Source organism: Shewanella carassii (assembly GCF_002777975.1).
Classification (GTDB): Bacteria; Pseudomonadota; Gammaproteobacteria; order Enterobacterales; family Shewanellaceae; genus Shewanella; species Shewanella carassii.
In genome coordinates, this window is sequence record NZ_NGVS01000004.1 from 57,823 (window position 1) to 82,502 (window position 24,680).

The 24,680-nt window shown below is 56.0% G+C and carries 25 protein-coding genes; 21 read left to right on the forward strand and 4 right to left on the reverse strand.

All coding sequences use genetic code 11. The features are described 5' to 3' along the window. Window positions 1-37: 37 nt before the first annotated feature. From CBE72_RS01155 to CBE72_RS01250, 21 genes are all read left to right on the forward strand, one after another. Entirely contained in the window at window positions 38-955 is a 918-nt protein-coding gene (locus CBE72_RS01155) for a GPO family capsid scaffolding protein (protein ID WP_157929015.1), read from the forward strand. Then, on the forward strand, window positions 955-2,151 hold the full coding sequence (locus CBE72_RS01160; RefSeq protein ID WP_100141939.1) for a phage major capsid protein, P2 family: 1,197 nt from the start codon (window positions 955-957) through the stop codon (window positions 2,149-2,151). The genes CBE72_RS01155 and CBE72_RS01160 overlap by 1 nt, the downstream gene beginning before the upstream one ends. Before the next feature lie 3 nt (window positions 2,152-2,154). Further along, a complete protein-coding gene (gene gpM, locus CBE72_RS01165; RefSeq protein WP_052679007.1) occupies window positions 2,155-2,829 on the forward strand; it encodes a phage terminase small subunit in 675 nt (224 codons plus the stop codon). Window positions 2,830-2,931: 102 nt separating this feature from the next. Beyond that, entirely contained in the window at window positions 2,932-3,390 is a 459-nt protein-coding gene (locus tag CBE72_RS01170) for a head completion/stabilization protein (protein WP_100141940.1), read from the forward strand. Continuing rightward, entirely contained in the window at window positions 3,387-3,878 is a 492-nt protein-coding gene (locus CBE72_RS01175; protein ID WP_100141941.1) for a phage tail protein, read from the forward strand. Before CBE72_RS01170 ends, CBE72_RS01175 begins: the two co-directional genes overlap by 4 nt. Continuing rightward, on the forward strand, window positions 3,868-4,518 hold the full coding sequence (locus tag CBE72_RS01180; RefSeq protein WP_100141942.1) for a hypothetical protein: 651 nt from the start codon (window positions 3,868-3,870) through the stop codon (window positions 4,516-4,518). The genes CBE72_RS01175 and CBE72_RS01180 overlap by 11 nt, the downstream gene beginning before the upstream one ends. A gap of 2 nt (window positions 4,519-4,520) precedes the next feature. After that, window positions 4,521-5,663, forward strand: a complete 1,143-nt coding sequence (locus CBE72_RS01185) for a DUF2586 domain-containing protein (RefSeq protein ID WP_100141943.1) — start codon at window positions 4,521-4,523, stop codon at window positions 5,661-5,663. Between the two features lie 10 nt (window positions 5,664-5,673). Then, a complete protein-coding gene (locus CBE72_RS01190) occupies window positions 5,674-6,123 on the forward strand; it encodes a phage protein (RefSeq protein ID WP_045284070.1) in 450 nt (149 codons plus the stop codon). Beyond that, on the forward strand, window positions 6,123-6,602 hold the full coding sequence (locus CBE72_RS01195; RefSeq protein WP_100141944.1) for a glycoside hydrolase family protein: 480 nt from the start codon (window positions 6,123-6,125) through the stop codon (window positions 6,600-6,602). The genes CBE72_RS01190 and CBE72_RS01195 overlap by 1 nt, the downstream gene beginning before the upstream one ends. Beyond that, window positions 6,592-7,101 carry a hypothetical protein gene (locus CBE72_RS01200; protein WP_100141945.1) on the forward strand — a complete coding sequence of 170 codons (510 nt, stop codon included), beginning with the start codon at window positions 6,592-6,594 and terminating at the stop codon, window positions 7,099-7,101. The genes CBE72_RS01195 and CBE72_RS01200 overlap by 11 nt, the downstream gene beginning before the upstream one ends. Further along, complete coding sequence (locus CBE72_RS01205) at window positions 7,098-7,385, forward strand: hypothetical protein (protein WP_045284073.1); 288 nt, start codon at window positions 7,098-7,100, stop codon at window positions 7,383-7,385. The genes CBE72_RS01200 and CBE72_RS01205 overlap by 4 nt, the downstream gene beginning before the upstream one ends. After that, entirely contained in the window at window positions 7,382-7,642 is a 261-nt protein-coding gene (locus CBE72_RS01210) for a putative phage tail assembly chaperone (RefSeq protein WP_100141946.1), read from the forward strand. The genes CBE72_RS01205 and CBE72_RS01210 overlap by 4 nt, the downstream gene beginning before the upstream one ends. 32 nt (window positions 7,643-7,674) lie before the next feature. Beyond that, complete coding sequence (locus CBE72_RS20045) at window positions 7,675-7,830, forward strand: DUF6890 family protein (RefSeq protein ID WP_156020546.1); 156 nt, start codon at window positions 7,675-7,677, stop codon at window positions 7,828-7,830. After that, window positions 7,831-10,242, forward strand: a complete 2,412-nt coding sequence (locus CBE72_RS01215) for a phage tail tape measure protein (protein WP_100141947.1) — start codon at window positions 7,831-7,833, stop codon at window positions 10,240-10,242. It abuts the gene before it with no gap. Next, window positions 10,235-10,558: a DUF2590 family protein gene (locus CBE72_RS01220; protein WP_100141948.1), complete on the forward strand. Its 324-nt coding sequence runs from the start codon at window positions 10,235-10,237 to the stop codon at window positions 10,556-10,558. The genes CBE72_RS01215 and CBE72_RS01220 overlap by 8 nt, the downstream gene beginning before the upstream one ends. After that, the gene (locus CBE72_RS01225; RefSeq protein WP_100141949.1) at window positions 10,555-11,742 is read left to right on the forward strand and encodes a baseplate J/gp47 family protein; all 1,188 of its coding nucleotides are present in this window, start codon (window positions 10,555-10,557) and stop codon (window positions 11,740-11,742) included. Before CBE72_RS01220 ends, CBE72_RS01225 begins: the two co-directional genes overlap by 4 nt. After that, window positions 11,729-12,316: a phage tail protein gene (locus tag CBE72_RS01230; RefSeq protein WP_229671893.1), complete on the forward strand. Its 588-nt coding sequence runs from the start codon at window positions 11,729-11,731 to the stop codon at window positions 12,314-12,316. Before CBE72_RS01225 ends, CBE72_RS01230 begins: the two co-directional genes overlap by 14 nt. After that, window positions 12,313-14,526 (forward strand): phage tail-collar fiber domain-containing protein, encoded by a 2,214-nt coding sequence (locus CBE72_RS01235; RefSeq protein WP_100141950.1) that lies wholly within the window; start codon window positions 12,313-12,315, stop codon window positions 14,524-14,526. The genes CBE72_RS01230 and CBE72_RS01235 overlap by 4 nt, the downstream gene beginning before the upstream one ends. Further along, on the forward strand, window positions 14,526-15,146 hold the full coding sequence (locus CBE72_RS01240) for a hypothetical protein (RefSeq protein WP_100141951.1): 621 nt from the start codon (window positions 14,526-14,528) through the stop codon (window positions 15,144-15,146). Before CBE72_RS01235 ends, CBE72_RS01240 begins: the two co-directional genes overlap by 1 nt. Continuing rightward, entirely contained in the window at window positions 15,137-15,622 is a 486-nt protein-coding gene (locus CBE72_RS01245; protein ID WP_052679020.1) for a baseplate complex protein, read from the forward strand. Before CBE72_RS01240 ends, CBE72_RS01245 begins: the two co-directional genes overlap by 10 nt. Continuing rightward, window positions 15,619-17,196, forward strand: a complete 1,578-nt coding sequence (locus CBE72_RS01250; RefSeq protein WP_100141952.1) for a hypothetical protein — start codon at window positions 15,619-15,621, stop codon at window positions 17,194-17,196. The genes CBE72_RS01245 and CBE72_RS01250 overlap by 4 nt, the downstream gene beginning before the upstream one ends. Window positions 17,197-18,171: 975 nt before the next feature. On the opposite strand, the gene eno is transcribed toward CBE72_RS01250, so the two are convergent. From eno to relA, 4 genes are all read right to left on the reverse strand, one after another. Then, on the reverse strand, window positions 18,172-19,467 hold the full coding sequence (gene eno / locus CBE72_RS01255; RefSeq protein ID WP_039033728.1) for a phosphopyruvate hydratase: 1,296 nt from the start codon (window positions 19,465-19,467) through the stop codon (window positions 18,172-18,174). A 151-nt stretch (window positions 19,468-19,618) separates the two neighbouring features. Beyond that, a complete protein-coding gene (locus tag CBE72_RS01260; RefSeq protein ID WP_100141953.1) occupies window positions 19,619-21,256 on the reverse strand; it encodes a CTP synthase in 1,638 nt (545 codons plus the stop codon). A gap of 160 nt (window positions 21,257-21,416) precedes the next feature. Beyond that, a complete protein-coding gene (gene mazG / locus CBE72_RS01265; protein ID WP_268239844.1) occupies window positions 21,417-22,223 on the reverse strand; it encodes a nucleoside triphosphate pyrophosphohydrolase in 807 nt (268 codons plus the stop codon). A 122-nt stretch (window positions 22,224-22,345) separates the two neighbouring features. Further along, entirely contained in the window at window positions 22,346-24,556 is a 2,211-nt protein-coding gene (relA, locus tag CBE72_RS01270) for a GTP diphosphokinase (RefSeq protein ID WP_100141954.1), read from the reverse strand. Window positions 24,557-24,680 lie beyond the last annotated feature (124 nt).

Consider the following 24,680-nt stretch of genomic DNA (forward strand, 5'->3'; position numbering starts at 1 on the left):
CGCCTATCCTGAGCCAAATTTCAGGATGAGCACCACCATGCCGCAATCAACTCTCAGCACAGATTGGATCCGGGTATGCACCTCCGGCACCACCGCCGATAAACGTCCGCTGGACGCGCAGGTGCTGCTGGATATTGCCGCCAACTATGATCCCGCTTTGTATGAAGCCCGTATTTATCCGGTGCATCTATACGAGTGGAGCTATGACCGCTCCCCGGTAGGTGATGTGCTGGCCATTAAGGCTGAGCCATTCGGTGACAAGACCGCGATTTACGCCAAGCTGCGCCCTTCCAGTGACATGCTGCGTCTCAATGAGCGCCAGCAGCTTTGCTATATGTCGCTGGAGATTGACCCCGATTTCTCTGATACCGGCAAGCCTTACCTGGTCGGTGCCGCCCTTACCGATCAGCCGGCTTGCCTTGGTCTTGAACGCATCCAATTAAGCAGCCAGCAGCAACGCCTGGCGGTCACTGAGCAGTTGCCTATTGAGCTGGCCACGCTAGCTCCCAAACCCGAGCCGGGCGTATTTGCCCGCCTGGCGCAATCCCTGAGCCAATTCCGGCACCACCCGGAAACACCCAAACCCTCTCAAACGGAAGTCACTATGCCTGATCCCGATAACAATGCCCTGACTCAGCTCTCCGAGCAGATGAACCAGGCATTGACCCTGTTAAGTAAACTCGCCGCCGCGCCATCACAGCCGGCACCGAAAGCCGAAGATGACACCCAAGACACCGACACGCACGGCGATGAACTCACCCAGCTCAAAGCGCGTCTGGCCGAGCTGGAAAGTGAAAACCAGGCGCTGAAAAGCACCGGTGAGCAAGTCACCCAACTGGCTGGACAGCTGGCGCAAATGCAACAGCAGATAGTACAGCTGGGCGCCATTCCCGGCGGCCAAAAGCCCAACCCTGCCGGCATCACCGGCGCTGATGACTATGAGGATGTGGTGTAATGAGTAAGACCACGCGCACTGAGCATTGCCTCAATCAGTACACCCTGGCCATTCAAAAGGCCTATGGGATCAATGACGCCACCAAGCAGTTCAGTCTATCGGAGCCGATGGAGATCAAGCTGCGGCAGAAGATCCTCGAATCCGATGCATTCCTCAAAGAGCTGTCTCTGCTGGATGTAGACCAAATCCAGGGCCAGGTTATTGATGTCGGTACCGGCACCTTGATGACCGGCCGCGGTGACAATGCCCGTTTCCGTGCCTACCCGGGTAAAGACGGGATCAAGTATGAGCTGGTCGAAACCGACTCCTGCTGGGCCGTCACCTGGGCCGAGTTGGCGGTATGGGGCAACAGCGGTACTGAAGGCCAGTTCATCAAGTTGATGACCAACAACGCCAACAAGAACTTTGCCCTGGACATGCTGAAAATCGGTTTCAACGGCATCAAGGTCGCCCGCCCTACCGCACCGAGCACTTATCCGCTGGGCCAGGACGTTAACAAAGGCTGGCAGCAGTTCGTGAAAGAACGCGCCCCGGAGCAGATTGTCACCACCCCGGTTTATCTGGATGCCGGCGGCAAAGGGACATACAAGAACCTCGATTCCATGGTGCAGGACCTTATCAATAGCCAAATCGATCCTGTCTACCAGAACGACCCGAATCTGGTGGTTTTGGTGGGGCGTGATCTGGTCAGCGCCGAGCAACACCGTCTGCTGGAAGCGGCTGATACCCCCACAGAGCACAAGGCCGCCCAGAGCCTGGCCAAGACCATTGCCGGTCGCAAAGCCTACGTGCCGCCGTTTTTCCCTGGGAAACGGGTGGTGGTGACCTTCCTGAAGAACTTGCAGATCCTGACTCAGAAAGGCTCTCGCCGCCGCAAGGCCGCTGACAATGAAGATCGGATGCAGTTCGAGTCCAGCTACTGGCGTATGGAAGGTTATGCCGTTGGTCGCCTGGAAGCCTACGCCTCCTTTGACGAGTCGGCAGTGACCATTGGCCCCAATCCGGACGCCCCGCAAGCCGCCCCGGCCTCGCTGACGCTGGATGCCAAGGAGCCCAAGGAACCCAAGGAACCCAAGGAACAAGAGTCCGGCGCCGATGCGCAAGCCAATACTAAAGCCGGCAGCAAAGATAAAGAGGCAACCGGCAATGGCCCGGCCTCAACCGCCGATGTCGCGGCCTCGCTGGTGTCGGAGTAAAACATGATTTCCCCTGCCGCCGATTGGCGAGAACAGCAAACCTTTGTGTCGGCGCCGAGCCTCGGTACCGACAACGGCACTCTGCACCGGCAGTTTGATGAAGATATCCGCTTCATCAAACAACTCAGTCGCCAGGAAGACCGTCAGGCATATAAACGGGACACGCTGCTGCCCCGCTATCTGCCGGAAGTGGAGCGCTATTTGGCGGCGGGGAAAGTCTATGTCCACACCATCTTTGTGCAATGCATCATCTGGCTGTTTGACACTGAGCAGTTTGATCTGGCCCTGGCCTATGCCGGCACCGCCATCAAACAGGGGCAACCCAGCCCGTTCAGGCGGCCACTGTGCGTATTTGCCGCCGACACCATCTATCAATGGGCCGAGCGTCAATTCGAGGCCCGGCAACCGATAGATCCCTATTTTGCGATAGTCCTGAGCCACATGCGCAGTGACTGGCGATTACCCGAGGCGCTGTGTGCCCGCTACTGCAAACTGGCCGGCCAATATGTGCTGAGCCAAGCGGCAGACAACGGTTTACCAAGCCATATCCATGACCGCCAAACACTGGAAACCGCCCTCAAGCTGTTTGAAATGGCCCATCAGGAGTATCCCAAAATCGGGGTCAAAACCCTGATAACCCGTATTCAGATGCGTCTTAACGCCCTGAATAACCAATGACTACCCCACGCGGGGCGGTCGGGGACAATCCATTGCCATTGAGTTCACTCAATCACCCAATGTGTTTATCCCGGCTGCACCGCACCCATTAAAGGCGCTGATATGTTCAACGGTAATCCCACCACCCAAGTGGAACAAACCATCACCAATAACGGCTTTTGGCCGGACTTGTCGGTGAGCGAGTTTCAGCGCCTTCGAAAACTGCCGGCAGAGCTGGCCGGCGAAGTGATGGCGGCCGCGCTGCTGAATGCGGCAACGCACACCAACAGCCTGCTCGCACATAAGACGGTGCATTGGCAGCACCTTGGGATCACATCGGCCAATGATATTCCCGGCTTGCAACTCAGTGGCAGCAGTTGGGCTGCCGAGTGTTACCGGCACGCGGTTCATGCCCGCGCCAAGGCGCTGTTACTGCCCGAGTTTGCCTCCGTTGTTCAACGCAGCGAAGCCAACAACGCCTATGAGCAAGAGCGGGAACCCAGGGCCACGCTAATGACAGAGGCGGATTCCCACATTAACCGCCTGCTTGATTGCAGCGATGTCAGGGTGACGCTGATATGAGTACCGGCTATTTGCACCGCGCCCTGACGCAGTCGTTATTGGCGCACCTTCCGGCCACCTTGCATCACCAGGTTGAAAGCTGGATGGAGCCGGCCGCGCTGGTACTCGCTCCCAAAGATGAAGGCAACGGCCTACGCCTGGCGCACTTTATCTATACCAGCGCCATTCACATGGAAGATGTGCCCTTTGCCTTGGTTGATACCGCCAGTTTGTTTGCCCAGGTAGGCGCCTGGGTGATGGAGCACGACAGTGACCGCGACATGCTCAGCCCTGAAGAGCAGCAAATTCGCATTGATACCAACAAGGTCGATGACAACAAAATCGACATTGATATCGATGTGATGCTGTGTGAAGCCATGCATCTGATCCCGGACACCCAAGGCCCGGTGCTATTGGATAACCGCCGCTGGCGCCTGGACGTGCCGCCACTGTATGTGGCTGAAAGTATCCAGGTGGTGACTGAGCTGGAGACCAGCGATGGCAAGTGATGCACCTATCCTCAACCTGGATAAATTGCTGATGCAACTCCAAGCCATGCAATTGACCAAAGGGCAACGCACCAAGCTGACTCAACGGCTCGGGCGAGCAGCCCTGCGAGCCAACGCCGCCCATATTCGCCGAGGCCAAACGCCACAGGGGCGATCTTGGCAACCTATCAAGCGCCATAAACCCAAAAAGCGCCAGTTGGTGGGTATGGGGCGTTATCTCAGTTACCGGGTGCAAGGGGATGAAGTGGAGATCAGCTTCAAACACCGCATCCGGCGAATGATTGCCCATCAGCACCACCACGGGATGATCCAGCAACGCACCGCCAAACAAGCCGCTCGCATGTATCGACGCCGCAATGACGGCCCGCCAAGCCCCAAACTGGCAAAGGCCCTCAAGCACGCCGGCTACACCATCCGTCATAAAAATGGCCGGGGGATAGCGCAAGACAAAGCGCCATCCATTAAATGGATCCGCACCCATCTATCCGAGCGCCAGGCCGTCACCATCTTGAAACGCCTGACCGGCCGCCGCGCCAAATTGCGCTGGACGATAAAGGTTCCCGCCAGGCAGCTGCTGTCCACTCATGACGATGTCGTCATGGCTGAGCTGCAGCGCTTCTTACTCAATCCACAGGACTGACTATGTATCCAACTATTAACGTGAGTTTACTCAATCAGGCCCAAGGGCCGGCCACCGAGATTGAACGGCATTTGCTGTTCATCGGCAGCTGTCCGGCGGCGTCTGAAAAAAACGTACTGCTCAATGCCAATACCCAGACTGATTTTGATCAACTGCTTGGCGCCGCAGACAGTGCGTTGAAAACCCAGCTGCAGGCCGCCATGCTCAACGGCGGCCAGAACTGGACCGCCGGTGTCTGGGCACTCGATGCCGACACCACCTGGGAGCAAGCCGCCAGGCTGGCGCAGAAAACCGGCTCTTTTGAAGGGATTGTCTATTGCGATCCGGTCAGTGACAAAGCCGTACTGACCCAAGCACAGAGCTTGCACAGCGAACTGGTAGCCAAGTGGGCGCGCTGGTCATTTGTGATGCTCAATCTTCGCGGCCTACTCACCGAAGAAGTCAGCAGCAAAAGCAGCAAAGCCGCCCCGGTAACAGAAACCTGGGCCCAGTACCTCGCTGCCATGACGGCGCTGCAAGATGGCGTTAAAGCCGAGGCGGTGATGCTGGTTCCCCCCACCCATGGTAACAACCTGGGCTGTCTGGCCGGGCGCCTGTGCAATCGCAGTGTCACCGTTGCCGATAGTCCGATGCGTGTCAAAACCGGCGCCTTGGTTGGCCTCGGTGCCCCAGTCAAGGACAGTGAAGGGCAAGAAGTTGACAGCGCCACCCTGCAGGCCATGGAAAAGAGCCGCCTCAATGTGATCGCCACATTCCCGGATTATGACGGAGTGTATTGGGCCGATGGCCGCACCCTGGATGCAGAAGGCGGTGACTTTCAGGTCATTGAACATCTGCGGGTCTTGATGAAAGCCGCTCGCCGGGTTCGACTTCTGGCCATTCCCAGTATTGCCGACCGCAGCGTCAACTCTTCGCCCAGCTCAATGGCTGCCGCTAAAAGCCAGTTCGCCGCCCCCCTGCGGGAAATGGCGAAAAGCACCACCATTGCCGGCACCCCTTTCCCGGGTGAAATCCAGCCTCCCGGTGATGACGCTATCACCCTCAACTGGCTATCACACGAGCACTTGCAACTGTTCGTCAAAGCCACGCCCTGGAACAGCCCCAAAGCTATCAGCATCGGCGTCATGCTGTACTTGAGTCATTAAGGAGCAACCGATGAGCATGAAACTCTCTGCAATGGCCTTCGATATTCGCGTAGGCAGTCACTTGGTGATGGTAGACAACATGAGTGTCAGCATCACCGACAACACACAAGTCGCCATGACTCGCGGAGTCACCGATGGCTTTACCCTCGGCACCTCGGAAGCCGCGGTCACCCTGGAGCTGGATTCGGTGCAGTTTGCCATTCTGACCGAAGCCGCCAAGGCGGCCGGCAGTTGGCAAGATCTGGAGCCCTTTGACATCGACTGCTTCGGCAAAGCGTTCAAGCAAGAGCAACACCTGGAGCTGTTCGGCGTCAAGCTCAAACTCACCGACTTGCTCAACATTGATACCAGCAACGCCGACAAGAACAAACACAGTCTGGAAGGCTTTGTCTCCTCGCCGGACTTCATCAAGATTGATGGCGTCCCCTACCTCAGCCAATTCACGACGAGGGACTTTTAATGGCAGCGAATGTCATCACCCTGCTCAATCTGGAAGAAGGCCGCAAGCTCAAACCCTACTACTGCAAAGAGGGGTTCCCGACCATCGGCATCGGTTTTCGGATTGGCCCGAAAGGCGCGCCGCTTGAACACTACACCTTTGAGCTAAATGACCGCACCTGCAACGCCTGGCTGGCCTCTTTGGTGGATGAACTCACCGAGAAGACCTATCGCCACCCGTTGATCAACGCCGCCATGTGCAACTGCAACCATGCCCGCCAAGCCGTGTTGCTGTCGATGGCTTATCAAATGGGCCTCACCGGCCTTGGTCATTTCAAACAGATGCTGACAGCCATCGCGGACAACCGCTGGACCGATGCAGGCCACGCCATGCTGGACAGTCTCTGGGCATTGCAAACCCCTGAACGGGCCGAGCGTCACCGCCAGCAAATGGTCAGTGGTCAGTGGCTGAAGGAATACGGAGGTGATTATGTGGGATAAGGTCAAAAGCCTGATTGGTAATGCCGCGCCGCTGATTGGCAGCTTGCTCGGCGGCCGTTACGGCGAAAAGGTCGGCAGTCTGATTGCCGGCGCCCTGGGCGTCGAAGATAAACCCGAGGCCATCGAGTCCGCACTCAGGGCGCACCCCGAACTGCTGCTGGAGCTGCAAAAGCTGGAGCATGAGCACCGCTCTCAGTTGACCCAATTGCAGATGGCCGAACTGACCGAAGCGGCCAACAGCGAAGCCAGGCGCATTGCCGACATTCAGCACGCCCGGGAAGAGCACAAAGATCACCCCATGGTGTCCGTGGTCACCTTGGTGTTTCTGGCCATCACCTCTTATCTGGTCTGGGTCGTGGTTGGCACTGTCATTCCCCCGGAAAACCGGGATCTGGCGGTGTTTATTTTCGGGCAGATCATCGGTTTCACCGGCGCCGCCGTTAATTTCTGGCTCGGCGCCAACCCCAAAAACAGCATCTTTAGAAAAGGAAAACCATGAGCATTGGCCTGCTTGATTTTGTCAGCGTGTTGCTGGCAGTCCTGAGCATCATCGTCGCCATCGTGGTGCCTGTCGCCCGGCATCACACCAAGCAGATGGAGCTTATTCGCGAAGCCATAGAGCAAAACCGTCAGCAAATGCACGAATTTAAAGCCCTGGTGCATGAGCACTACAGCAAAAAACAAGATCTGGAGCTGTGGGCGCAGCGCATTGATGAACGCATCGATCAAGGCTTCGCCCACATCAAAGAAATTCTCGAACTGAAAACCCGGAGACACCCATGAAAAAGCAACTCACACTCACAGTCCAAGACACTGACTACACCTTCTTGGTGACCACTGCGGCCTATAACCGCCTGGTGAACGCCAGCCCCAACAACCCATCCGGCGCGGTGATCCAGTTTCTGGAATCCACCGTGATAGCGGATCACAAGGCGACGCTGCAAACCTTGATGGATGAACAACCCGCCGCACCACAGAGCATGGGTGAGGTCTTGGTCAAGCACTTTGCGCCCCGTGTCGAGGTGACACTAAAAAAATAACCGCTGCCGCTGAGCAGCTGGAACGTAACCCCTTGGGGCAGTTGTTGGCGCTCAGGCGCCACTATCTGCCCGGCGAGGATGACAGCGACGACAACCTGGCCATGGCCATGTGGTTGGACAAACGTCACTGGCAACTGAGCAGCACCAGTACCGCCGCCGGCATTGGCAAGGCATTTACCGGGAAATAAATGAGCACCCGCAACGAAGAACTCAAAGTCAACATCAGCCTCAGTGATCGCCTCAGTGCCGGCCTCGGCAAAGTCGGTGGTCACCTGGAGCAGTTGAACCAAAAGGCCACTGAGTTTCAGACTCAGCTGCGGGGCAACTTTGATGACTTGATGGCCGGTGCCGGCGCCGCGATTGCCGCAGGCGCCGGTGTTTATGCTGCCGTGGCGCCCGGCGTGGAGCTGGAGCGGCAACTCAAAACCCTGCAAGGGCTTGGCCTGGACGGTGAGTTGGATACACTGCGGCAAAGCGCCCAGGCATTTAACCGCGAGTTTGGCCTGGCCAGCAGCGAGTTTGTCGGTCATGCCCGCACCGTCAAACGGGCGATAGGCGAAGTCAATGAGTCCGAGTTGGCGGGAATAACCGCCGCCACAGCCAAACTCAGCATGTCGACCGAGTCCGATGTGCAAGCGGTCAGCAAGTATTTAGGCCGGCTGTATCATACCTACCAGGACGAAGCCGAGCGCATCGGCAAAGTCGACTTTGTCTCCAACCTGGCAAACATGAATGCCGTGGCCGCCCGCACGTTTGGGGTGACAGCAGATGAAATGGCCGGCGCCATGGAATCCATCTCGTCACTGGCCAAGAACTACCGCATCAGCTTGCCCGAGCAAATTGCGGTTGTCGGGGCGCTGCAGGCCGAGTTTACCGAGTCGGATGCCGCCTCTTTCTATGAAGCCTTTATCCGTGAAGGCAGCAAACTCAGCGAGCTGGGGATCAACACCCTCGATGCCAAAGGGCAAATGCGCCCCATCCTGGATATTTTGGATCAGGTCAAAGCCCGCTTTGGTGAGTTGGACGCCACCGAGTTTGAACTGCTGGATGAGAAAGCCGGCGATGCGGCGATGGTCATTCAGACCCTGCTGCGCCAGGGGAATACCTTTCGCAAAGCGCTTGGCGAAATGCAAGCGCCCGGTACCCAGGCGCTTGATGCGCTGGCCGCGTCCCACACCGACACCTTAAAGCAACTGAGCGGCAGTTGGCGTTCACTGCAAGAATCCTTGAGCCAGGCGGTGTTGCCCACCGTCAACCGAGTCGCCAGTGGTTTTATCTGGCTGCTTGATGGCATCAGTAACCTTGCCGAGCAATACCCTACCCTGACCACAGTGGTATTGGTTGGCGTGACAGGGTTTACCGCACTGACCGCCACCATCAGTGCCGGCAGTGCGGCTCTGGCGATGATGCGCACCGGCGCGGCGGCCCTATCCCCAGTGCTGGCCTTGCTCAATGGTACGCTTGGCAAACTCACGCTCTCCACGCAGGCGTTTAGCCTCAGCACCCTGATAAGTACCACCCGCACCAAGGCGCTGGCTGCTGCGCAGTGGGCGCTGAACCTGCCATTCAAGGCGATGCTGTTTACCTTCGGTAATCTGGCCGGCGCGCAGCTGTGGCTTACCAGTACTTACACGGCGCTGACAACGGCCATTCAAGGCATGACAGTGGCCAGTTTGCGCCAGGCCGCAGCCACCAAGATTGTGGCGGCCGGCCAAGCCATGCTGAACCTGCTGATGGCAGTCAACCCGGTTGGCCTGCTGATAGCGGCCCTGGCAATTGGGGCCATCATGGTGATCCGCTACTGGGAGCCGATAAAGTCTTTCTTTACCGGCTTTGTTGAAGGGCTGCGCTCAAGCGGGGTATTCGAGGCATTCGAGCCGATGGCCCAGCTCTTTGGCTGGATGTGGGATAAGGTCAAAGCCATTGGCAGTGTTATCTATGACTGGGTCAAACCCATTCAATACGCCAATGACGAGTTGCAGGGATTTGCCGGTACCGGCAAAGAAGTCGGCGCCATGGTGGGCAATTTCCTGGCGGCCATCGGCCGCACCCTAAGCTCGCTGTTTACCTCTGTGATTGAGCTGCTCAATCATATCCCTGGTATCGATATTGAGTTGCCAAAGCCTGAGCTGCCGGAGGCACCACCCCTGGTATCCACTGCGGTGACCGAACTCACCCAGCGCACCGAGGGCGAGAACAACCCGGTGCCATGGTCAGGGCTTTTAGCCAAGAGCATGCCCCAGCCTGTGACGCCAACCGTCACGCCGTTGCTGGCACCTCCTGTTGATGCGCCGCTCTCCCAAGCCAAGCCGATTGTCAGCGCCCCAATGCCGCCGTTGTTGCAGCACACTGCGCCCAGCAAAGCGGCCGCACCGACTCAGGTCGCCATTGAGGCATCGCTGTCAACCATGCAACCCATTAACCAAATCATCACGCCGCCACAGCCGAGCAGCCCACCACTGGCCACCCTGTATCCCTCACCTGCCCAAGGGCCGCAGACCAGCCACAGCGTGCAGACCGGGGATATTCATATTCACCGGCCATTGCCTGAGTTCAGTCTGCTGGGCCTGGATGAAGAGAGGATTTTGACCATTGGATAAATACCTTGATCTGAAAATTGATGATGGCGGCCTGGTGATGGATGACGGTCAACAGCCGCAGCATATTGCCAACGTGCCATCCATCGCCCAGGACATTAAGCACACCATCATGGAATCGGGCCTTGCTCGCAAGCTGCTGGGGAACCGCAGCCGCGCAGAACGCGCCGATGTCCTGACCGAAATCGAACTCCTGGTGGAGGAAGATTTGCGCTTGCAAGCCGGCAGCATCTGGATAACCGAGCACAGCCCGGAGCGCTACGTGCTGGAAGCCGTCACCTTGGAACAAGCACGCATTACCCTGGAGCTGACACCATGACACCCCAAATAGACTTTAAACAGGCTTTGGCCGATTCCGGTATTCCCACCACCGAGGAAGCGGTCACCTCGGCGCTGGAGCACACCGTCAAAGAGGCCGGCAGCCAAATCGCCAACGACCGCACTATGTCGCCATTCTGGCGCCTTATCAAAGCGGTGGTGGTCACCCCGACCCTGTGGCTGATAAACACCTTGGTCGCCGGGCACGTTTTGCCGGCCATGTTTGTATCAACGGCCAAAGGGTTTTATCTGGAGCTCAAGGGCCGGGACGTTGATGTGAGTCGATTGCCGGCAACCACGCTGAAGGGCTACCTGACCTTTGTCAAAAGCGCCCCGCAGCAGGCGGTGACGGTTGCCGCCGGCACTATTGTGGAAACCCTGCCGATTGACGGCAAAATATTGGCCGTCAAAACCAGCCAGACTGCCACTTTGGCCGCGGGCGTGGCCTCTGGCTTAATCGAATGCGAAGCCACAGAGCCAGGACAGGGACACAATCTGCCTTCAGGGTACTTCAACCGCTTGATCACCCCGATTGAGGGCATTGCCCAAGTCAGCAACGCCCCGGATTGGATAGTTCGCCCCGGGCAAGCCGAAGAAACCGATGAAGCGCTGGCACTGCGGATCCGTAATCGCTACGGCGCTGCCGGTCACTATCATATTGATGCTGTCTATCGGGATGTGGTTGCGCAAGCGGCGGGGATCCGCGTGGACTACATGGTATTTGAGCACGATGCGCCGCGTGGCCCGGGCACAGCCAACTGTTACATTTTCATGCCGGTCGGCGAAGTCCCGAGCGCCGTGCTTGATAAGGTCAATCAGCATATTGCCGCCGGCTTTCACGGCCATGGTGATGACTTGCAGGTGTTTGCCATGCCGACCGTCCCTCATACCCTGAGCGGTCACTTTTGGCCGTCCCCGCATGCCGCCGAGCAAGACAAAGCGCGCCTGGGCCAGGAACTGGAGCAACGTATTCAAGCCGCCTTTCGTCAACATGACGGCTTTGGGTCTATCACCCGGGTCTGGCCGATGAGCACCTTCAGCATGTCACAGCTGATCACCGAGCTGCACCAATCACTGCCGGCCCTGGGCGGGATCCATTTTGACCAAGGGGACATCACCAGCGCCCGCACCCTGCCCATCCTTGACAGCCTCACCCTGGAGAAACGCGACAGTGGAACACGATAAACATGCCCCTAAACTCCCGGCCACCTGCGCCCCTTGGTGGATGGACGGTAAAACCTTGCCACACGAGCCGAAAGAGCCGGCCTTTTTGGTCAAAGGTCTGCATCAGTTTTGGCAACGCCTTAAGCATTGGCTGCTATGGCCGCTGTCACAGCAAGATCCCCAAACCTGCCATGAGCGATTACTCAGGCTGTTGGCTTGGGAGCGCAGCGTCAGCCGCCTGGAGGGTGAGCCTTTAGCGCTTTATCGCCTGCGGGTGAAATACGCCTGGGAAAACTATCAGGATGCCGGCAGCGCCGCGGGCTTTAAACGTATCTTTGAGCGCTTGGGATTGGGTCAGGTCAAGGTCAAAGAGCGCCTGCCAGACACGGATTGGGATGTCATTCACATTGAGCTGACCGACAACGCCATCAGTGAAAACCAGGCGCTGGTCGCCGCCGTAATCCGCCTCTATGGCCGCACTTGCCGCCGCTACCGTTATGAAGTGACGTATCCGGTCAGCATGATCATTCGTGCGGACGCCATGCACCTTGAGCACCAGGTGTATATCGCCAGCTATTCAGTGAGAAATCCATGAGCCAAAACATTATCCCCAGCGTCTTTGAGGCGTACCGAACTCAGTGTGAATTGTCCGGCCAAAGCGTGGTCCTGGATGAGATCCTGCTGGCCAATATTCCGGGCTTGGATCCCAACGCCCCCGTCGACCGAAACCAGGTGGAATGCCAGCCGCAATGGATTGTGCATCGCCAGGCCCCGACTCAAGTCGGCGCCCTCAACCACAACGCTATCGCCTATGCACTGGTACTCGATACCCGCGTGGGCGACTTTGCCTTTAACGCGATATTTCTGACTAACAAAGCCAGTGGCACCATCGGAATGGCGATTTACAAGGGAATGGAGCACAAGTTTGCTTCTACCGAAAGCCAAACCGGCAACAGTTTGGTCAAGACCTTGGTCATGGCCTATGACGGCGCGGCACAAGCCACCCATTTGCAGGTAGACGCCAGCACCTGGATGGTGGATTACCAGCAACGCTTTGCCGGGTTAATGCAGGATGATGCCAAAGCCAATCAGGATATTTACGGCCCTGCGGCCTTTCTCGGCCAAGGCTTTGCCCCTATTCATCAGGACGGGCAATGGTATTGCGAAGCCGGCGCAGGTTATGTCGATGGCCTGCGAGTCCACACGCCGGACAGAATAGCCATCGGCGGCAGCGGGCCAATGTTGGTGCTTGATCTCTGGCAAGCCGGCACCGCCACCGGCGCCTGGGAAACCCGCTTTACGCTGCAACACCTCACCAGCGTGCCGGCGCCCTACACCGATGAACAAGGCTTCAAACATCATTTCGCGCTACTGGCACGATGGGAAGGTGAACAATGGCGGGATGCCCGTCTTAAAGGCGGATTGGAGCAGCATCTGCTGGATGCCGATCCCCACAGCCAGTACCTGCAGAAAAGCCAGATCAGTCAGGCGACCGATTTGGACAGCGCCGTCCATGTTCCCAGCTCGGCCGCACTGGCGATGTTGAAAAAGCGGCTCGACTATTCGGTGGCCCTGGGACAAGGGGCGGTCACAGACATGGGGCCGTGGAGCGCCGCCAGTGGCAAGTACCCTGCCAAGCCCTACATTACCGATGATCAAGGCCAGGGCCGTCTGGTATCGGCTTTTTGGTTTGTGACCGCCGGCGGCACTGTCAATGGAGTGCAATACAGCGCCGGCGACAAGCTCAACTACAGCCCGCGTGAAGATGCGTTTTTCAAAACCGATAACACAGAGTCCGTCACCTCAGTAAATGGCCGCATGGGCGCGGTGACCTTCACCCTCAATGACTTAACCGGCATTGCCGGCAACAGCGCCAAACTGGAAGGCAAGAGCAAAGCCCAAGTTATCGCAGAAGCCCGCAGCGGCCTGGCATCCAGCAGTCACACCCATGATGACCGTTATTTGGGGCTGGCGGCCAAAGCGGCAGACAGCGCCAAACTGGAAGGCAAAACCAAGGCCCAAGTGGTGAGCGAGGCTCGCAGTGGTCTGTCAGTCAACGGCCACACCCACGATGACCGCTACTTTACCGAAGCCGAGGCCAATAGCCGTTTTTTGGGGAAAACCGCCAGGGCTGCCGATAGCACATTGCTGGAAGGTCGAACCAAAGCCCAAGTGGTAAGCGAGGCCCGCAGTGGCCTATCTGCCAACGGTCACACCCACGATGACCGCTACTATACCGAAGCCGAGGCCAATAGCCGTTTTCAACCCAAAGGCAGCTATCTGCCAACCACAGGCAAGGCAGTAGACAGTGCCAAACTGGAAGGCCGCACCAAAGCCCAGGTTATCGCAGAAGCCCGCAGCGGCTTAGCCACTGGCTCACATACTCACCCATGGTCACAAATATCTTCCCGGCCCATCTTCAGTGCCGGCAATGTTCGCGCTCAAGGCTTGTCATCACCGCTGGTGATTAGTCATACATCAGGCCCCATCCTCACCGTTGCCAGCCATACCCAAACGCTGGAGTTAAGCGTCAACGTTGTTGGCCAGGTGGATAACACATGGAACGAGGTTCGCCCGGTACACTTTGAACTGGATATTTTGGCCGGCAATACCAAAATCGGTACCGCCTACGCTTACCAAACCCTGACCTGGGTAGAAAAAAAGTTTGCCCTCAATTTCCATTGGGCAGGCCTGGTCGGCAACTACCGCGGCAAAGCGATAACCCTATCAATGCGTTGCATGAAAGGCTACAAGATGTCGAGTCAAGGCGGGACACTCTGCATGAAACAATACCCGGCGAACTGATGGCCGCTAACCTTCAAGAGGAACCGCACCCCATGTACCTGCTGACGCTCCCTCAAGGGGATACGCCGCCCAACATTCAAGCCGGAGCCAGCCTGGCACTGCTGCCGCCCGGTGAGTACCGGCTGTATTTCATGGCCCTGTTTGCTCACAGCCTGGCAACGCTCCAGCAAAAAGCGCACGCCTTTCAGCAACTGCGGGGATTTGCCTGGTGGCAGACCGATACCTTGCGCCTGCTGGATGCGGTCAGTCAGGACAAGTTTCATCTGCCGGTGCGCCCTCCTAACGGATACTGGCGGCAAACACCGCTTCCAGCCAGCCAATGGCAACGTAAGCAGCTTTTCAGCACTAATGCACTCAATGCCATGACGGCAACACCTGAGCCGCTTAAAAACGCGCTGGTGAGTTTTCGCCGCAGTTGGGACAGTGCCAGGCAAACCCATGAGCGCATTCTCAAGCAGCCGCCTCAGCAAGGAGAGCTATGGGGGCGTAAAGCAAGCGGTTCGCCGGCCATGCTGCAGCAAACTATCACCCAATGGGTTTTGCCCCCTTACCGCCATGTCATCGCCTGCTGCCTGGTCAGCCCCGAGCCTTTGGAAGAGTACGAGCAACTATGTCAGTGATGTTAACCCTCGATGGTGAAGCCATCAGCCTGGACAACATGAAGGTCGCCGTGAGCGCCAATCTGGCTGACACCGATGTGTCCGGCCGCAGTGCGCAAACGGTTACCGCCGAACAAGGCAACAAGGCGATAGAACTGAAGATCACCGGCACGTTGAAATTCACCGCCGAGTCAGTGGCCACCCGATTGTTTGAATTGTCGCGCATGACGGAAAAAGACGGCAGTCGCAAAGTCTTTCGCATCGGTAACGGCACCGCCCGCGTCGTCAAATGCCGCTTGGTGAAGTTTGCCGGCCAATTGAGCCTGACGGAGCAAAGCAACCTGCTGGCCTGGCAAGTGGCATTCTCACTGAAAGAAGTGCGCAGCGTTGCCGAACAGCAAGAGCTGCGCACCATGCAGCAGCCCCAAGCCTCGCAACAACTCAACCAGGCACAGTTCAGCCAGGCATTGGCGGCATCCAATAAGGTCGCGCTATGAAGTTAGAGCAGCAGTTGATCATCAAAGGTGAGAGCAAGCCGTTAACCTCAATCAAAGCGGTGCTCAGTCAAGGCACCGCGGGACGGGCCATTATCACCCTGGCCTCACCGGTACCCATCGGCACCTTGGTATCCATCGCCCTGGGATACGACAAGCCGCGAACCTGGTTTACCGGCTATGTGGATGCCGTGGAAACACTCACCGCGCAACATCACCGGATCATATTGCGAGAGCCGGCCGCCATCCTCGCCGGCGCCCTGCCGCTGTCACTGACCCATCCCACGCTTAAACAGGTGCTGGACAATATCGCCGCCCAAACAGGCCTGGTGCTGTATTGCACTGAGCAGGCGGCGGTTACGCAAATCGCCAACCTGACTCACCAAGGCACAGGCTACAGTCTATTGGCGCAGCTGGGGGTGATGTTCGGGCTTGAGGATTACACCTGGTACAGCCAACCCGATGGCAGCATCTGGCTTGGCAGTTGGCCGGATTGTCACTGGGCCAGCCGCCCTATCTCAGTAACACCCAAACTGTACTGCGGTGAGAAGGCCGCCACCGGCGTGCAAATTCCGATGTTGCCCGCCATTCGGCCGGAAAGTCAGGTCAATGGAAAACGTATCTCGCAACTGATGTTTGATGGCGAGCAACTGACGCTGCAATGGAAGCATCCCGAAAGCCAAACCCAGCGGGAAATGAAACAGCAGTTTCCCGAACTCGGGACACAGACCCACCTGGCACAACTCGGGCGCGTGGTGGCTATCTGTGAACCCGTCAAAGCCGGCCATCAGCAAACCCCATATCGGCCAGCGCTTGGGGTCGATGTGCAATTGCTCAACCCGGACGGCAGTGATAACAAGCGGGTACCGGTATTTCAGAACGTGCCCCTGCCCGGCTCACTCCACCATGGCCAAGGGCAGTTTGCCTTTGCCCAGCCCGGGAGCATTGTGGAACTCGGGTTTGCGTTTGGGCATAGCCACCGCCCGTTTGTGCGCACCATTCTTGGGCTGGATTGGTCTATGCCTGGGGTGAGCAATGGCGACTATCTGTGCCAATTCAACGAAGGGCTGCACCGTATCGACAGTGGCGGCAGCCAGCAGCTGCACACAGAGCAGCAAATGACACTGTCCAGCCAAGCGATGACCATCAGCAGCGATAACCAATCACAGCGCCTTGGTGCCCATCAAAGACTGACGGAAGGAGATGATATTGAGCAAGCACTGGGTCAGCGCCATATCGCCGCGAACTGGCTCACGCTGCTGGGCCTAACCGGTACCGGGATTGCAACAGAGCAAAACCATGAAGTCATCGCCGGCGAAAACCTGCTGGAAACCATTGGTAAACTGCGAAAGTCGATTGCCGCCAAGCATTGGGCAGGGAGTGAGGAAACCAACATCTACCAGCTACTGCTGCAACTCATGAACGTGGTGGAAGCGATTGCCAAAACCGCCGCGGCTCATACCCACCCAACCGGAAAGGAAGGCACCCCAACGGGCAAACCGCAACAAGCCGGCGACTTCAGTGGCCAAAGCGGTCAAGCCAAAACCCTGCAAGACACACTAACCCCTCTGATTTAGCGCAAACATCCAAAACAACGTCTACACTCTTCGTTGTGCCCAGGTAGGCGACTCCTGTCATCATCCTTTCGAAAGAAGGGATGCCTAATCCGCTCTGCCTGAGCACGACTGTACCCAAGCCTTGGCCCTACTCTGGGCCTTTTTTGTGCGTATACAGCCCTGCATCGCCTCTTGTGTCCACGGTAGTATTTTGTCGTGTGTATTCGCACGCCACGTCATCGCCGGAATTTTTCACGAAATCCGCACAACTCCCCCCACCACCGCGGGTTTTGCGATAGAAAAATTTTACAGAAAAAATTTGTCCAGTTTTTGGGAAGAAAAACAGCGCACAAGCGGCCGCTGGCGGAGCAAAGGGATTGTATAAAACTGGATTTTTGTCTTGGTTTTTACCGTTTTGTCCAACAATTAATGATCGCAACGATCTGAGGGCGAAACGCCAACTCATTGAATAGTAATGGGGAAACACCAATTTACACGGCAAGATAGCAAAATAAAGAGAAGATCAAAGATCGAAGTGCTCGAGCATAAACCAAGGGGCTACAGGGCTTAGCAAGCTAATTAACAAAAACTAATTTAATAAATTACTGTGCTTTGAGGAAGCCATTTTCAGTGTGGTCATTTAGAGCAGTGTCATGCGACAAAGGTAAACGGCTTTGCTAGCACCGAGTAGTCGCTAAAGTGACACAGTATTCGATTGCTGTGGGGGATTGGTTCGACAGGCATTAGCGCACTAAATTTGAAGCAAAACTTTACCCGGTATAGAGAGATACGTGACGCCATATTTTCGCAAACAGAAATCAGGTTAAAGCAGTCTCATGGGCACCACCAAAAAAAGACTATCCACTTAGGGACAGTCTTTTTGCCTAAAGGTGTGGTCAAGAGGTGGTCAACACAAAAACAAAAACCAATAAAATCAATACATTATACAACAAAAAAGGCCACCAAGTGGCGGCCTTTTGAAACTGGAGGCGAAAATTACGCCTGACCTTTGATCTCACTCAGGCCGCGGTAGGCTGCCTTGGCGCCCAGTTGCTCTTCAATACGCAGCAACTGGTTGTACTTGGCAACACGGTCAGAGCGGCACAGAGAACCTGTCTTGATCTGGCCGGCTGCGGTACCTACTGCCAAGTCGGCAATGGTCGCATCTTCAGTTTCACCTGAGCGGTGAGAGATAACGGCAGTGTAACCGGCTTCTTTGGCCATACGGATAGCGGCCAGAGTCTCTGTCAGAGAACCTATCTGGTTGAACTTGATCAGAATCGAGTTGGCAACACCCTGCTCGATACCACGAGACAGGATCTTGGTGTTGGTCACGAACAGGTCATCACCCACTAGTTGGATCTTGTCGCCGAGGATCTTGGTCTGGTAAGCCCAGCCGTCCCAGTCAGACTCATCCAAGCCATCTTCGATAGAAACGATAGGATACTGCTCGGTCAATGACTTGAGGAAGTCAGAGAAACCGTTGGAATCGAATACCTTGCCTTCACCGGCCAGGTCATACTTACCATCTTTGTAGAACTCGGAAGCGGCACAGTCCAGCGCCAGAGTCACATCAGTACCCAGTTTGTAGCCAGCAGCTTCAACGGCTTCTTTGATAACCGCCAGGGCATCGGCATTGGATGACAAGTTAGGCGCAAAACCACCTTCGTCGCCCACGGCAGTGTTCAGGCCCTTGGACTGGAGCACCTTCTTCAGGTTGTGGAAGATTTCAGCGCCCATACGCAGGGCTTCGCGGAAGCTCTTGGCACCGACTGGCTGTACCATGAATTCTTGAATATCGACGTTGTTGTCGGCATGCTCGCCACCGTTCAAGATGTTCATCATAGGAACCGGCATGCTGTACTGGCCAGGAGTCCCGTTCAGTTCAGCGATGTGAGCGTAAAGTGGCATACCCTTGAAGGCAGCAGCGGCCTTGGCGGCAGCCAAAGACACTGCCAGAATGGCGTTGGCGCCCAGCTTGTCTTTGTTTTCGGTGCCGTCCAGCGCGATCATAATGCCATCCAGCTCGGCTTGAGCCGTGGCATCTTTACCCAGCAGAGCTTCACGGATAGGACCGTTCACGTTGTCAACAGCCTTGAGCACACCTTTACCCAGATAGCGGGCCTTGTCACCATCACGCAATTCCAGCGCTTCACGGCTACCGGTAGAAGCGCCTGATGGAGCGGCTGCCATACCGATGAAACCACCTTCCAGATGCACTTCAGCTTCTACAGTGGGGTTACCGCGAGAATCCATGATTTCGCGTCCAATGACGTTAATGATCTTAGCCATAATGTCCTCGATTAAAGTTAAAGAAAAAACCCATACCCATCTGAGCGTTCAGCGTCTCTCATATGGGTATTGAACTCTCACTCTTTATCTCTGTTTAACGCCTGCAGAGATAAAAAAGCCGGAGCTGCCTAAACAGTCCGGCTCTTCTAGTTTAACCCAGATTACGCTTTTGGTAAGTACTGGCGGCGGCGACAAAACCTTCAAACAGAGGGTGACCGTCGCGAGGTGTTGAGGTAAATTCCGGATGGAACTGACCGGCAACAAACCAAGGATGCGCCGGGATCTCGATCATCTCGACCAGTTTACGATCGGAAGATAAGCCACTGAACACCAGGCCAGCTTTTTCCAGACGCTCGCGGAAGGCGTTGTTCACTTCGTAACGATGACGGTGACGCTCGATACAGGTGTTGCTCTTGTATGCGGCAGCGGCTTTAGTGCCTTCAATCAGATGACACAACTGAGCGCCAAGACGCATAGTACCACCCAGATCTGAGGCCTCGTCACGCTGCTCCAGATTGCCTTCTTCATCAACCCATTCGGTGATCAGACCCACAACAGGGAAAGGTGTTTCCTTGTTGAACTCGGTAGAATGCGCACCTTCCATGCCGGCGACATGACGGGCGAATTCAATCAGGGCAACCTGCATACCCAGACAGATACCGAAGTAAGGCAGTTCGTTTTCGCGGGCATACTGAGCGGCAAGGATCTTACCTTCAACACCACGCTCACCAAAGCCGCCAGGAACCAGAATGCCGTCCAGGCCTTCCAGTACTTCAACGCCTTTGACTTCAACAGTCTGGGAGTCGATATACTTGATGTTCACTGAAACCCGGTTTTTAAGGCCAGCATGCTTCAGCGCTTCGTTGACAGACTTATAGGCATCCGGCAGTTCGATGTACTTGCCGACCATACCTATGGTCACTTCATTGTTTGGATTGGCTTCCTGATAAACCACGTTTTCCCATTCGGACAGGTCGGCTTCAGGGCAGCTCAGGCCAAAACGCTTGACGACCAGCTCATCCAGCCCTTGTGAGCGCAGCAACGCCGGGATCTTGTAGATGGAATCCACGTCTTTAAGGGAGATAACCGCCCGCTCTTCAACGTTACAGAACAGGGAGATCTTAGCTCGCTCTGTGGCTGGAATGGCGCGGTCGCCACGGCAAACCAGAATATCCGGCGCAATACCGATAGAACGCAGCTCTTTAACTGAATGCTGAGTCGGCTTGGTTTTCACTTCCTGAGCAGGACCGATAAAAGGCACCAGAGTCAGGTGCATAAACAAACTGCGCTCACGGCCCAGTTCAACACCCAGCTGACGGATAGACTCGAGGAAAGGCAGAGATTCGATATCACCCACAGTACCACCGATTTCAACGATGGCAACATCATGGCCTTCACCGCCTTCGAGGACTTTTTCCTTGATGGCGTTGGTGATGTGTGGGATCACCTGAATAGTGGCACCCAGGTAGTCACCACGACGCTCCTTGCGCAGCACTTCCTCGTAGATACGACCTGTAGTGAAGTTGTTGCGACGGTTCATCTTGGTACGGATGAAACGCTCGTAGTGGCCCAAGTCCAGATCTGTCTCTGCGCCGTCCTCAGTGACAAACACTTCCCCGTGTTGGGTTGGGCTCATGGTTCCCGGATCAACGTTGATGTAAGGATCCAGCTTCATGATGGTTACATTCAGGCCTCTGGCCTCTAAAATTGCTGCGAGCGATGCCGCTGCAATGCCTTTACCTAGTGATGAAACAACGCCACCAGTAACGAAGATATACCTTGTAGTCATGCTGAACCTGAGAAAAAAGAATGATAAATAGGTGCTCGAATGAAAGCACCAGGACGGGGCGACAGTATATCAAAGCCACCGCCATTTACCAAACAGGAATAACGATAATTTTTACAATGGCGCCCCATTCGGGCAATTTTAATCCAGGTGCCGCCTTTGCTCAATTTTCACCGCGCTCTTCACGCTTCACCTGATCCCAATAAGCGTCCAGTGCCTGCAGATCATGTTCTGCAAACGGCTTGCCGCTGGCATTGGCTTTTTGCTCGACGGCGCGAAAACGCCGTTCAAACTTGTTATTGGCCCCTCTGAGGGCCTGCTCGGGGTCCACCCCCAAGTGGCGCGCCAGATTCACCGCAGCAAACAGCAAATCGCCCACCTCATCCTCAACCCTGGCCTTATCCGGCGTGGCTTGACGCGCTTCGTGCAACACTTCTTCAATCTCTTCCTGTACCTTATCGACCACAGGCTCAAGCTCGGGCCAATCAAAGCCTACCCGGGCGACCCGCTTTTGGATCTTACCCGCCCGCGTTAACGCCGGCAGCGCCTTGGGAATATCATCCAGCACTGAGTGCAGCTCGCGCCCGGCGCGCTCTGCCGCCTTGATACGCTCCCAGTTGTTCTTGGCATCCGGCGCCGAGTCAAAACTCAAGTCGGTATCGGCGGCAAACACATGGGGATGACGACTGGTAAGCTTGTTACATATCCGCTCAAGCACAGTGGCGAAATCAAACCAGCCCTTTTCCTTACCAAGCTGACAATAGAACACCACCTGAAACAGCAGATCGCCAAGCTCAGAAGGTAACTCTTGCCAGTCGCGGCTTTCTATGGCGTCGGCCACTTCATAGGCTTCTTCCAGGGTGTAGGGCACTATGGAGTCAAAATCCTGCGCCCTGTCCCAGGGACAACCCAGCTCAGGATCCCTGAGCTTTGCCATAATCTCAAGCAATGCATTGATATCTGCCGCCACTGCCGCTACTCCTTTGTTGCTAATACGCTTACCAATCCAACGACTCTTTGATAAGTCTTAAAAAACAGCAGGACGCAACCTATGCGTCCTGTTTTTCGTGTCACTCGAATACCAGTCAGGCCTCAGAGCCTGCGGGCTTCTATCACTCCGTCTACCTGGGTCAACTTGGAGATAACCCTAGATAAACCGTCTAGGTTATAAAGCTCCATCTCAAGTTCAATGGCCGCAGTCTGGTTCTTGAGATCCGATGAGGAACTCATCGCCAGCACATTGGACTTTTCCGCCGCCAGCACAGAGGTGAGATCCCGCAGCAAACCGGTTCTGTCGTTGGCGACCACTCGAATACGGATTTTGTAGCCGCCGGAGTAGTTTTCGCCCCAGACCACATCCACTACCCGTTCGGGATGGGCACGCATCAGTTCCTTGACCTGCTCACAATCGGCTCTGTGCACCGAAATACCGCGTCCCTTGGTAATAAAACCGAAAATCTCATCACCGGGCACCGGCTGACAGCAGCGCGCCAGATGGCTCATCAGATTACCGACACCATTGACCTCTATCTGGCCGCGATTGGCGCCTATGGGTTTCTGCTGACCTTTCTTGACCAGCTCTTCCACCGCTTCTTCGTCAGAAGGCTCCTGGGTCCTGAGTCGGCTCTGTACATGATTGACCACTTGGTTGAGACGCACATCGCCGCCACCTATGGCCGCCAACAGGTCATCCATGTTGGTCATGTTGAAGCGCTCAATGGCGCTGCCGACATCCTTGAGTGTTAGCCCCACCCGCGCCAGTTCGGCTTCCAGCATCTCGCGTCCGGCCACCAGGTTCTTGTCTCTGTCCTGCTGCTTAAACCAGTGTTGGATCTTGCTGCGGGCTCTGGAGGTCTTGATATAACCCAGGTTGGGGTTAAGCCAATCCCGCTTCGGATTGGGATGCTTGGAGGTGATAATTTCGATGCGCTCACCGGTTTCCACCTGGTAGGTGAACGGCACTATGCGGCCATCGACCTTGGCGCCAATACACTTGTGGCCCACCTGGGAGTGGATATAGTAGGCAAAGTCCAGCACGGTTGAGCCAGCTGGCAAGTCCACCACTTCGCCGGACGGGGTAAACACATAGACCCTGTCTTCGAAGACCTGAGCCCGGATCTCCTCCACCAGGTTGCCGCTCTCGACCACATCTTCCTGCCATTGCAAAATCTTGCGCAGCCAGTTGATCTTCTCTTCGTAGCCACTCTGTTTGCCGGAGTGATTGCCCTCTTTATATTTCCAGTGAGCCGCCACCCCGAGCTCGGCATCTTCATGCATCTGCTGGGTGCGAATTTGGATTTCGACTGTTTTGCCCTCCGGCCCCACCACCACAGTGTGAATCGACTGATAGCCGTTGGGTTTGGGGTTGGCAATATAGTCGTCAAACTCTCTGGGAATATGGTGCCAAAGGGTATGCACTACACCGAGCGCACCGTAGCAGTCCTGCAGCCGGTCGGTGACGATTCGCACCGCACGCACGTCAAACAGCTCGTCAAATTTAAGCTGCTTACCACGCATCTTGCGCCAGATGGAGTAGATATGTTTGGGGCGGCCATAGACCTTGGCACGAATGTCTTCTTCATCCAGCCGCGTTTGCAACTGATTGACAAAGTTGTCGATAAAGACTTCACGGTCCAGGCGCTTGCCATCCAGCTGCTTGGCAATCTCTTTATAGGTCTCGGGATGCAGATAACGAAACGAGATATCCTCCAGCTCCCACTTGAGCTGACCTATGCCCAAACGGTTGGCCAGTGGCGCGTAGATGTCGGCAATTTCCCGGGCCAGCAATACCCGGGTTTCTTCATCGTCGTTTTTCACGGCCCGCAGCAGACATACCCGCTCGGCCAGTTTAATCACCACGGCGCGAACATCTTCCACCATGGCCAGCAACATCTTGCGGATATTGTCGATTTGCGGTTCGCTGCTGCGGCTGTCATTGCCCACCTTGAGTGCGCCTATGGCATCCATGGTCTTGACGCTGTTGACCAAGGTAGCCAACTCGGGGCCAAAGTCTTCGGTGAGCTTAGCTTCATCGACTATGCCCACCTCGAAAAACACAAATAAGATGGCCGCCTGCAGGGTTTCGATATCCATGTTGAGCGGCGCGAGGATCTCTATCATCTCCCGCGCCTTAGCCTGCAGCTCGGCTTTGGGACGCTTGCACTTACCCATAGGCAGTGCTTCCACCTTGGCTATCAGCGCCAACAAACGCCCGGCATCGGCGGAGTCGGCCACATAACGATTAACCCACTCATCCAGATTAAAATCAGGATCCTTAAAGTGTGCTTCGCGAACAGATACCATCTCACCTTCCTTTAGTGTCCGATTAACAGACTCAACAAGACTCCCTATCTTGAGCATACCCGATGGGATGTCAAACCCCCGTGAGTACCTTTATTGATAAAATTGACTCGATAGACAATAAAAG

Coding starts and splice junctions, on each gene's coding strand:
- CBE72_RS01215 (WP_100141947.1), top strand. CDS start 7,831: ATGAGCACCCGCAACGAAGAACTCAAAGTCAACATCAGCCTCAGTGAT.
- CBE72_RS01235 (WP_100141950.1), top strand. CDS start 12,313: ATGAGCCAAAACATTATCCCCAGCGTCTTTGAGGCGTACCGAACTCAG.
- CBE72_RS01195 (WP_100141944.1), top strand. CDS start 6,123: ATGGCAGCGAATGTCATCACCCTGCTCAATCTGGAAGAAGGCCGCAAG.
- gpM (WP_052679007.1), top strand. CDS start 2,155: ATGATTTCCCCTGCCGCCGATTGGCGAGAACAGCAAACCTTTGTGTCG.
- CBE72_RS01250 (WP_100141952.1), top strand. CDS start 15,619: ATGAAGTTAGAGCAGCAGTTGATCATCAAAGGTGAGAGCAAGCCGTTA.
- relA (WP_100141954.1), bottom strand. CDS start 24,556: ATGGTATCTGTTCGCGAAGCACACTTTAAGGATCCTGATTTTAATCTG.
- CBE72_RS01190 (WP_045284070.1), top strand. CDS start 5,674: ATGAGCATGAAACTCTCTGCAATGGCCTTCGATATTCGCGTAGGCAGT.
- CBE72_RS01240 (WP_100141951.1), top strand. CDS start 14,526: ATGGCCGCTAACCTTCAAGAGGAACCGCACCCCATGTACCTGCTGACG.
- CBE72_RS01175 (WP_100141941.1), top strand. CDS start 3,387: ATGAGTACCGGCTATTTGCACCGCGCCCTGACGCAGTCGTTATTGGCG.
- CBE72_RS01225 (WP_100141949.1), top strand. CDS start 10,555: ATGACACCCCAAATAGACTTTAAACAGGCTTTGGCCGATTCCGGTATT.
- CBE72_RS01155 (WP_157929015.1), top strand. CDS start 38: ATGCCGCAATCAACTCTCAGCACAGATTGGATCCGGGTATGCACCTCC.
- CBE72_RS01185 (WP_100141943.1), top strand. CDS start 4,521: ATGTATCCAACTATTAACGTGAGTTTACTCAATCAGGCCCAAGGGCCG.
- CBE72_RS01245 (WP_052679020.1), top strand. CDS start 15,137: ATGTCAGTGATGTTAACCCTCGATGGTGAAGCCATCAGCCTGGACAAC.
- CBE72_RS01180 (WP_100141942.1), top strand. CDS start 3,868: ATGGCAAGTGATGCACCTATCCTCAACCTGGATAAATTGCTGATGCAA.
- CBE72_RS01210 (WP_100141946.1), top strand. CDS start 7,382: ATGAAAAAGCAACTCACACTCACAGTCCAAGACACTGACTACACCTTC.
- CBE72_RS01200 (WP_100141945.1), top strand. CDS start 6,592: ATGTGGGATAAGGTCAAAAGCCTGATTGGTAATGCCGCGCCGCTGATT.
- CBE72_RS01205 (WP_045284073.1), top strand. CDS start 7,098: ATGAGCATTGGCCTGCTTGATTTTGTCAGCGTGTTGCTGGCAGTCCTG.
- CBE72_RS01260 (WP_100141953.1), bottom strand. CDS start 21,256: ATGACTACAAGGTATATCTTCGTTACTGGTGGCGTTGTTTCATCACTA.
- CBE72_RS01160 (WP_100141939.1), top strand. CDS start 955: ATGAGTAAGACCACGCGCACTGAGCATTGCCTCAATCAGTACACCCTG.
- CBE72_RS01170 (WP_100141940.1), top strand. CDS start 2,932: ATGTTCAACGGTAATCCCACCACCCAAGTGGAACAAACCATCACCAAT.
- eno (WP_039033728.1), bottom strand. CDS start 19,467: ATGGCTAAGATCATTAACGTCATTGGACGCGAAATCATGGATTCTCGC.